Annotated in this window: 9 protein-coding genes; 3 read left to right on the top strand and 6 right to left on the bottom strand. The window is 36.5% G+C overall.

Annotated features, from left to right (window positions below; translation table 11 throughout):
- Both AC1DIT_RS14675 and AC1DIT_RS14670 read left to right on the top strand, forming a co-directional pair.
- The coding region (locus AC1DIT_RS14675) for a C39 family peptidase (RefSeq protein WP_476998258.1) at window positions 1-1077 on the top strand (1077 nt) is incomplete at its 5' end.
- A 931-nt stretch (window positions 1078-2008) separates the two neighbouring features.
- Window positions 2009-2659, top strand: a complete 651-nt coding sequence (locus AC1DIT_RS14670) for a YitT family protein (RefSeq protein WP_016133280.1) — start codon at window positions 2009-2011, stop codon at window positions 2657-2659.
- 30 nt (window positions 2660-2689) lie between these two features.
- Here the strand turns inward: AC1DIT_RS14670 and AC1DIT_RS14665 are convergent, their stop codons facing one another.
- On the bottom strand, window positions 2690-3523 hold the full coding sequence (locus AC1DIT_RS14665; RefSeq protein ID WP_016133281.1) for an EcsC family protein: 834 nt from the start codon (window positions 3521-3523) through the stop codon (window positions 2690-2692).
- Between the two features lie 107 nt (window positions 3524-3630).
- On the opposite strand from AC1DIT_RS14665, the gene AC1DIT_RS14660 reads away from it, so the two are divergent.
- Window positions 3631-4068 carry an NUDIX hydrolase gene (locus AC1DIT_RS14660; RefSeq protein WP_016116627.1) on the top strand — a complete coding sequence of 146 codons (438 nt, stop codon included), beginning with the start codon at window positions 3631-3633 and terminating at the stop codon, window positions 4066-4068.
- A gap of 22 nt (window positions 4069-4090) precedes the next feature.
- Here the strand turns inward: AC1DIT_RS14660 and AC1DIT_RS14655 are convergent, their stop codons facing one another.
- The 5 genes from AC1DIT_RS14655 to AC1DIT_RS14635 all read right to left on the bottom strand — a co-directional run bounded on the left by AC1DIT_RS14655 (window position 4091) and on the right by AC1DIT_RS14635 (window position 8586).
- Window positions 4091-5284 carry an acetate kinase gene (locus AC1DIT_RS14655; RefSeq protein ID WP_016116628.1) on the bottom strand — a complete coding sequence of 398 codons (1194 nt, stop codon included), beginning with the start codon at window positions 5282-5284 and terminating at the stop codon, window positions 4091-4093.
- Between the two features lie 292 nt (window positions 5285-5576).
- Entirely contained in the window at window positions 5577-6566 is a 990-nt protein-coding gene (locus AC1DIT_RS14650; protein ID WP_016116629.1) for a class I SAM-dependent methyltransferase, read from the bottom strand.
- 341 nt (window positions 6567-6907) lie between these two features.
- A complete protein-coding gene (tpx, locus tag AC1DIT_RS14645; protein ID WP_003201032.1) occupies window positions 6908-7408 on the bottom strand; it encodes a thiol peroxidase in 501 nt (166 codons plus the stop codon).
- A gap of 134 nt (window positions 7409-7542) precedes the next feature.
- On the bottom strand, window positions 7543-7938 hold the full coding sequence (ytfJ, locus tag AC1DIT_RS14640; protein WP_006096135.1) for a GerW family sporulation protein: 396 nt from the start codon (window positions 7936-7938) through the stop codon (window positions 7543-7545).
- Between the two features lie 9 nt (window positions 7939-7947).
- The gene (locus AC1DIT_RS14635) at window positions 7948-8586 is read right to left on the bottom strand and encodes a DUF2953 domain-containing protein (protein ID WP_016116630.1); all 639 of its coding nucleotides are present in this window, start codon (window positions 8584-8586) and stop codon (window positions 7948-7950) included.
- Window positions 8587-8679: the final 93 nt, after the last annotated feature.

Here is an 8679-nt window from a genome sequence, read left to right as displayed (position 1 = left end):
ACCACTGGGTGGTATTTCGATGGCGTTAACTGGTTCTATCTTCATAATGCCGGGAATATGGCTACTGGATGGACAAAAATTAACGGCTCTTGGTATCTCCTTCAACCTAATGGTGTAATGACCACTGGGTGGTATTTCGATGGCGTTAACTGGTTCTATCTTCATAATGCCGGGAATATGGCTACTGGATGGACAAAAATTAACGGCTCTTGGTACCTTCTTCAGCCTAATGGTGTAATGACTACTGGGTGGTATTTCGATGGCGTTAACTGGTTCTATCTTCATAATGCCGGGAATATGGCTACTGGATGGACAAAAATTAACGGCTCTTGGTACCTTCTTCAATCTAATGGCGTAATGACTACTGGATGGTATTTTGATGGAGTTGACTGGTATTATCTTCATAATGCCGGGAATATGGCTACTGGATGGATCCAAGATAGCGGAAAATGGTATTACTTATATGAAGATGGAGTAATGAAAAAAGAATCTGTGTATTTAGATGCTCCGATGATTTTCCAACTACCTGAGCTACATAATGGATGCGAAGTTGTTTCAATGACAATGATGCTAAAATATCACGGACATAATGTAGACAAGCTAACACTAGCTAAACAATTACCTGTTGATTCTACACCCATGATAAAAAGTGCTGGATCTATTTTAACGTGGGGAGATCCTTCAGTTGGATTTGTTGGAGATGTAACAGGCGCATCTCCTGGTTATTCTATTGACCCCGCACCATTAAAAAGATTATTAGATCGTTATACAAACAGCGGTATCGATTTATCAGGCTCTGATTTTTCTAAAATTGAGCGTTTATTAGCACAAGGAAAACCGGTTGTAACTTGGATTACAGCATCTTTTTCACATCCGGTATCCCCTCAGAGTTGGAAAACCTTATCAGGGAAAGTTATACAAGCTGACTTTGATATGCACGTAGTATTAGTCACTGGGTATGATAATGATTATGTATATATTAATGATCCTCTTAGACGTGGCAAAGGGGCTAAAATTCTAAAAAGTAAATTTATCAGCAGCTACAATTATATGGGTAAAAAAGCATTAAGTATGTAGTGAATACAAACAAAAAGAGATAAAATGAAATTCATTTTATCTCTTTTATTTTGTAAATTTACTCATTTATACCATATAATGAATAAAATAGATTTTGAAAGGAGCATCAAATTCATGAATGCTTTTGTCATTATTATTCTCACTTTTCTTAGTGTAATTAGTTGGGAGGCTTTTTTTAAAGACAAAACAGATAAAAGCAATACAAATCAGCAAAAAGAATAATTTTGTCTCGCCATGATTCAAAATTCCACCTTATGTTCACCCCCTATTCCTTATTCATAACTTGTCGTCACTCTCACGATTACTACCTACTTATTACTTATGAATCCTGAACAAACAAGACTATTCTACAAAAATATATAAGAATGAAAATTCAATCGCTATAAAACCGCAAATTATGTAGGTTTTTCTTCGTTTATTGTCGGTTTCCATCCGCATACATTTTTTGAAAGTATGATATAATAATATAAAATCTTTTACAGAAAGGATTTAGATATCATGATCGCTCGAAGGAGCATGTGGCATCGAATTGACGAATCTTACACGTAGCGTATTTTTTCAGCTCAGATCCTTTAGTCTAGCGAAAAAAATACGAGAGTGGGGAAATTATGATTGCCCGAAGGATAATTTGGCAACGAAAAGACTCTTCTTACACATAGCGTTTTGTTTAAGTCCCATTGATAATTGCTAAACAAAACAAAGAAGAGGGCAGGATTGCTAAATAACAAATCCTACTCCAAGTTTTGTTTAGTCGTTTTTAGACTTAAACTAAAACGAAAGTAGGGAGAATTGATGGACGAGAGGATTATTCGTTATTTCTTCAGCGACATATAGCATAGTTAGTTTGATGTAAACTAACTAAAGGCTACATGGGCTCGTAGTTAGTTTACAAGATGAAAAGAACTACTAACTACGGAAAGAAGGAATAACGATGAGGAACATCCAAAGTCGACAAATTATTAAAGAAATTTTTATGGTTTTAATCGGTTCATTTATTTTATCAGCAGCACTATATCACATTCATTTCCAAAACCACTTAACTGAAGGTGGCTTTGTAGGAATTGCGCTATTTATCCAAAACTTTTTTGATATTTCACCGTCAATTTCAACTGTATTGATGGATATCCCGGTCATTTTATTATGTGCTACATTTTTAGGTAAGAAGATGGTTGGTTATTCATTTATGGGTTCGATTTCATTCGGAGTGTTCTATTCTTTAATGGAAAATTTCTCTCCATTTACAGTAGATTTGTCAAATCATTTATGGATAGCCGCAGTACTTGGCGGCGCGCTAGCTGGGATTGGACTCGGTTTTATATTACGATTTGGTGGTGCAACCGGCGGAGACGATATTTTAACAATTGTACTAAGTAAAAGAACTCACTTTACAATTGGGCAGATTTTCTTCGTCTTTGATGCGATCGTACTTGCACTTTCATTATATTATTTAAATTGGACAGAAATTGCTTTTACTATTCTTTCAATTGCCGTGCAGGCAAAAACATTGGATTTAATTTATTATCCAAAAACAGAAAAGAAAACAGTATCTATTCCAATGTCAAAACAACATGCAACAAACTAAAAAGCGAAAGGCCTCTGCCTCTCGCTTTTTTCATGCTCTTTTTTCTTTCTCTAATATGTAACGAACTTGGTAGAATCTATTTGCAAACTCTGTTACATTCCGCGTTAGACGATAATTCACCGTAGAGCCAATCGCTATTCCTAACACAGGAATACCTTGAAAGAGTTTACGACGAAGCGCATAAATAGAAAAAGTCTTCAAAATTTGTTTTAACACCACTTCTGTAGAAGCTGGTTTTAACACTTTTTCTTCCCCTTCATAAAAGAACAAATCTTCTTGTTCTAACTCCTGAAGCAAGTTATACCAAGCATATTGCTGAAGCCTTGTTGGCAACAACGCAGCATGGAATACTTTTAAAGCGAGCATCATTTCATAAGGCTTGTTCACATCATGACCAAACGATGTTGCAATAAGCTGAACCGCCTTTACATTTAACGCAATCATGACAGGGAAATCAGCTGTCAATAATAACAAACCACCTACTCCGGTTGCTCCTCCCTGCACGAAAGAATATAAACGATGACGCGCCGTCTGCTGCTCGGCTATATATGTTAATTGATCTATGGATAACTCTTTCAATTCTTCCAACTGTTCAATCGATTCATCAAACAATCGTGCCGTTCCTAAAATACGATTCCGTGCATCAAGTTGTGATTGTGAGCTTTGAATCAATGCATGGAGATGGAATAACCCTCCGTCCGCTTTTGCAAAAAACTCTTTTCGCTTTTTCTCTGAAACTTTCGCAACTGAAGCATGCAACCACTTATCAAACATCTTTTGAAAATCGGTAGACTCCTGTTCTAACAATTGCGTTTCCCAATTTTTAACCTCTTGTAAAATGGCTTGTTCTCGCTTTGATCGCATCGTAACAACCACCTCGCTCAATTTTTTTCTATTGTAACATATTTCCGGTTTCTCTTTGTAAATCTGATAGACTAAACATATATTTATCCAGTACATGGGGGGATTATATGTACCCACGCGCAAAGGCATTTGGAATTGTACTTCACAACGAACGAATTCTCGTTCAAGAGTATCTTACGGAAAGCGAAACGTATTACAGACCACTCGGCGGTTCTATTGAATTTGGAGAGAAATCAGATGAAACAGTGATTCGTGAATTTAAGGAAGAACTTAATGCACAAGTAGAAATTACAACTTACTTAGGATGTCTTGAAAATATCTTTTACTCAAACGAAGAAATCGGCCATGAGATCATTCAATTGTATTCTCTTCATTTTGTAGATACATCGCTTTATGAGATCAAAACAATTCCTATTATAGACGGAGAACCCAATACATATGCGACGTGGATTCCGATTACAGCATTTCTGAACCAAGAAAAAGTATTGTATCCAAATGGACTAACAAAATTTGTTGCCACAAAAAGAAAAGACGGAATCCTATAGGATCCCGTCTTTTTTACATATATTAACCAATGTTTCCAAGACGTAATACGTCACGAGCAATCATAACTTCTTCGTCAGTTGGAATTACGATAATTTTTACTGGAGAGTGTGGGAAGTTGATGAATGCTTCTTCGCCATGAATGTTGTTACGTTTTGGATCGAAGTATACTCCCATAAACTCAAGGCCTTCTAATACACGTTCACGAATTAGAGCACTGTTTTCTCCAATACCAGCTGTAAAGATGATTGCGTCTACACCTTTCATACGAGCTGCATAAGAACCGATATATTTATGAATACGTCCTACGAATACATCTAACGCTACTTCTGCACGGTGGTTTCCTTCTTTTTCCGCTTGTTCGATGTCACGTAAGTCACTAGAGAATCCAGAAAGACCTAGCATACCACTTTTCTTGTTTAATACATTCAGAACTTCTTCTACAGATTGTCCTGTTTTTTCCATAATGTATGGAATTAACGCAGGGTCAATGTTACCAGAACGTGTACCCATTGTTACACCAGCAAGTGGAGTGAAGCCCATAGAAGTATCGATAGATTTTCCGCCTTCTACAGCAGCAATACTTGCACCGTTACCTAAGTGGCAAGAAAGTAAACGTAAGCTTTCAAGTGGACGACCTAATAATTCAGCTGCGCGCTGTGTTACATATTTATGAGAAGTTCCGTGGAAACCGTATTTACGAACGCCGTATTTCTCATAGTATTCATATGGTAAGCTGTATAAGAAAGATTCTTCCGGCATTGTTTGATGGAATGCTGTATCAAATACTGCAACTGCTGGTACGTTCGGAAGTACTGCTTGGAACGCTTTAATACCAACAACGTGTGCTGGATTATGAAGTGGTGCTAATTCGCTTAAATTTTCAATTTCTGCTAATACTTCGTCAGTAATTACAGCAGAATCATCAAATTTTTCACCGCCGTGTACAACACGATGACCAATACCACTAATTTCATCAAGAGATTTCAAAATTCCATTTTCAGTTAATTTGTTAAGAAGCATATTAACTGCTACTCCATGATCTGGAATATTTGTAACTTCTGTTTGTTTTTCACCGTTCACAGTAATTGTGAAGATACTATCTTCTAAACCGATACGTTCTACTAAACCTTTTGTTAATACTTTCTCACTTGGCATTTCAAACAATTGGAATTTTAATGAAGAGCTTCCTGCATTAATCGCGATGATTTTTGACATCTAGTCTTTCGCCCCTTTTTCTCTTGGTASTTGTGTGGATGAGACCACAAACCGCTCGATTTTATCTGATTAAATTTACCAAATATGAAAACGTTTCATTCTCAGTAAATTTTATACTCACGAGTTTAATTTAAACATCGTCCGACATATATTTCAAGTGAAAAAATTGTAACACCAAGAAAAAATATATATTACAGATTTCAAAAAAATTCAGTTTTATCTTGTATACATTAAAAGTTCCTACACATAACACAAAACTGTATTACATTAATCAATACCTCTGTTACATATGTTATGACTTATGTGTTGCAAACCAGCTATTTAATTGAGTCATTATATTCTCCATCGCCTTCATATTGGAAAACTTAGGTAATTCCACTAATAACGCCTGTTTTGGCATCGTTACATCCGGCCCCTTCTTTTGGAGAACAAGTATACTTTTTGCATTTTTCTCGTTTTTAAACATGGAAACAGGAAGCTGTAATAGCCCTTGAATAAAGCTTGTTTCTTTAATAAAAGCATGAAGTTTTGGTGCTTGATCACTTTCAAAAATGAAGTTTGGTACTAAGAAGAATAAATAGCCGCCTTCTTTTGTATGCTTCACACTTTGTTCAATAAATAAGTGATGTGCATAAGACATGCCTTCATCTGCTTTTAAAGTATATTCACTTGCACCGATTTCGTTTGGATAATAACCGATCGGTAAATCGCAAACAACAGCATCTACTGGGTCAATATAAAGCGGCGCTAGTCCATCTTGATTGAACAACTCAATTGCTTGCTTTTGTAAATTCGCATTCACTAAAGCAAGTCTAACAAGTAAATCATCCACATCTACACCAAATCCGCTTATCGTTGTACCTTCTTGGGCACCATTAAAAATTGTCGTCATTAAGTTCCCTGTTCCAATAGCAGGATCTAAAACAATAATTTCTTTTTGATCCTTCATAAATTTCTGGAACAAATAGTTCATAAACATCCCAACTGCATCAGGCGTCATTTCATGATTGGCTTGTATGCCATCTTTCATTCCTTTTAAAATGGCAAGCTGAAATGCTTTGCGAATTTCCTCGCTTTTATATGTTTCTTCATTAAACTTACTATATTCACGATTCAACCGTTCAATTGTTGATTCAGATAATTCTTCTTGCAGAATCGCCCCTTCAAACAGGTTATCCCCTGTTTCCACAAGCGCTTCTAAATATGTTACATCCAATTCTTTACGTAAAATTACGGTAGAAGAATCAAAAATAGAAAATAATGTTTCTACTGTCTGACTCACATACATTCCTCCTTCTGTCAATTACACATAACTTATATCATACCATAAAGTGAAACTTTAATCAGTGAGGAGGTTTCTTCATCCCCACTGATTATTAGCCTCACCAATCGGGCATTTACGGACAGTTTATCTCCAACTAGCTTCTTTGTGTTACTGCACCTTAAGGTAGGAGATTTACTGCCCGTTAATGCGGGGTAATCTAATTTTCCCCCAATAGAAAAAGCAGCCTCTATGTCATGAGACCGCTAAATTATATCAACGCTTTTTCAAATATATCGACCGTTCGACAATATACAACACGCCTGACAAGAAAAAACGACCTCTATAAGAGGTCGTCTTCATTACTTCGCAGCTTTTGCTGCTTCTAATGCTGCTTCATAATTTGGATGACTTGTACCTTCGCTTACGTATTCTACGTAAACTACTTTGTCGTTGCTGTCTACTACGAATACTGCACGAGCAAGTAAACGAAGCTCTTTCATTACTACGCCGTAAGCTTCACCGAATGAAAGGTCACGGTGATCAGAAAGTGTTGCTACGTTTTCTAAGCCGTTTGCTGCACACCAGCGTTTTTGAGCGAATGGTAAGTCCACACTAATTGTTAGTACTTTTGCGTTCTCAATACCAGCTGCATCTTGGTTAAAACGACGAGTTTGTGCATCGCATACACCTGTATCGATAGATGGTACAACACTAATTAATTTCACTTCACCTTTGTATGTTTCTAAACTTACTGGAGATAAGTCATTTGCTAATACTTGGAAGTTTGGCGCTTGATCGCCAACTTTAACTTCTGTTCCAACTAAAGTGATTGGGTTACCTTTAAAAGTTACGTTTGCCACTTGAAAATCCTCCCTTATTTAAACAAAATATGTACACTGTAAATGATAGTTTGTCCCTATACAGAATGCAAACAAAATCGCTTTATTTACAAAAAAATAAAAAAGCTAATCAACCGATTAGCTTCTTTTCGCTGTTAGATTTCAAATTCTGGTTCATCGCCTTTTCGCTTCTCCATCATTTCCTTCACTTTATCAACAGCTTGTGGTGCTAACTCAATGATTTTATCAATCACATGTGTCTGTTTATCTAAATGTAACACTTTTACGCCTTGTCCATTTATAACGAGAAAAGCAACAGGGTTAATTGAAACACCGCCACCACTCCCGCCTCCAAATGGATGACGACCAGAGCTCTCTACTTTTCCAAATTCGCTCCCACCAGCAGCAAACCCAAAACTTACTTTAGAAACTGTTAAAATGACGCTTCCGTCAGCTGCTTTAATTGGGTCGCCAATAATTGTATTTACATCAGTCATTTGTTTTAAATGCTGCATTGCAGTTGTCATTAAACCTTGAATTGGATGGTCCATTTTATCCCCCTATGCTTGTACGGATTTTTCTGTTATACCAGATCTTTGTTTTCTCATAAACAAGAGTAATTTCACTCCTGTTGTTACGGCACGATATATACGAAAGGAAGCTGTTAATTCACCTTTCGATGCAAATCCCTTCCCTTGAAACACAGGTGTAATCTCAAACTCCGGTATATCAATAACATGCGTATATTGTCCCAAGACCCCGGCTGTCATTCCTTTTATTCCCCATGCGTATCCAGTGACAATTCCGGTGCTAGCTGCATCACCCGTTCCAATTTGTGAATGCCATTTCCAGCTATTGATTTTCACTTTTTTAAGAAAACCTTTAATGATAGTATGGATCTCTTGAAGCCTTTTTATCAGTTCCCCGATACTATCAAGCTGCGCCATGATTTTATTTTCCATACCGCCATCTTTCTCTGCCTTTTCAATTTTTTGTCCAGTCTTTTTTTGCTGTTTTTCAATTCTTTCCAGCACATCAAATGTATATCGAATCATCCATATTTTCACTTGAAATAGACATTGTTTCTCCATTTCTGAATATAAAAACGTCACTTTAAGCGATAGTTTCGACAATAGTATAAATAAAATGAGCAAGAGAAAAATGCCAATTCCAATTACAAGCCATTTCATACGTACCATCCTTTCACTCCATATCCATTATCGACAGGTTCAAACAGGATTAAACAATTCGCAATAAAATTGAATATAGGAATTTTTCTAAAAACAAAGAGG

Source organism: Bacillus sp. 05T22, from assembly GCF_056396765.1.
This window is presented reverse-complemented; position numbering and strand designations above follow the sequence as displayed.

What these genes read in the sequence shown, in the direction of transcription:
- AC1DIT_RS14635 (WP_016116630.1), bottom strand. Translation starts at nt 8,586, where the DNA reads ATGGTACGTATGAAATGGCTTGTAATTGGAATTGGCATTTTTCTCTTG.
- AC1DIT_RS14665 (WP_016133281.1), bottom strand. Translation starts at nt 3,523, where the DNA reads ATGCGATCAAAGCGAGAACAAGCCATTTTACAAGAGGTTAAAAATTGG.
- AC1DIT_RS14670 (WP_016133280.1), top strand. Translation starts at nt 2,009, where the DNA reads ATGAGGAACATCCAAAGTCGACAAATTATTAAAGAAATTTTTATGGTT.
- ytfJ (WP_006096135.1), bottom strand. Translation starts at nt 7,938, where the DNA reads ATGGACCATCCAATTCAAGGTTTAATGACAACTGCAATGCAGCATTTA.
- AC1DIT_RS14655 (WP_016116628.1), bottom strand. Translation starts at nt 5,284, where the DNA reads ATGTCAAAAATCATCGCGATTAATGCAGGAAGCTCTTCATTAAAATTC.
- AC1DIT_RS14660 (WP_016116627.1), top strand. Translation starts at nt 3,631, where the DNA reads ATGTACCCACGCGCAAAGGCATTTGGAATTGTACTTCACAACGAACGA.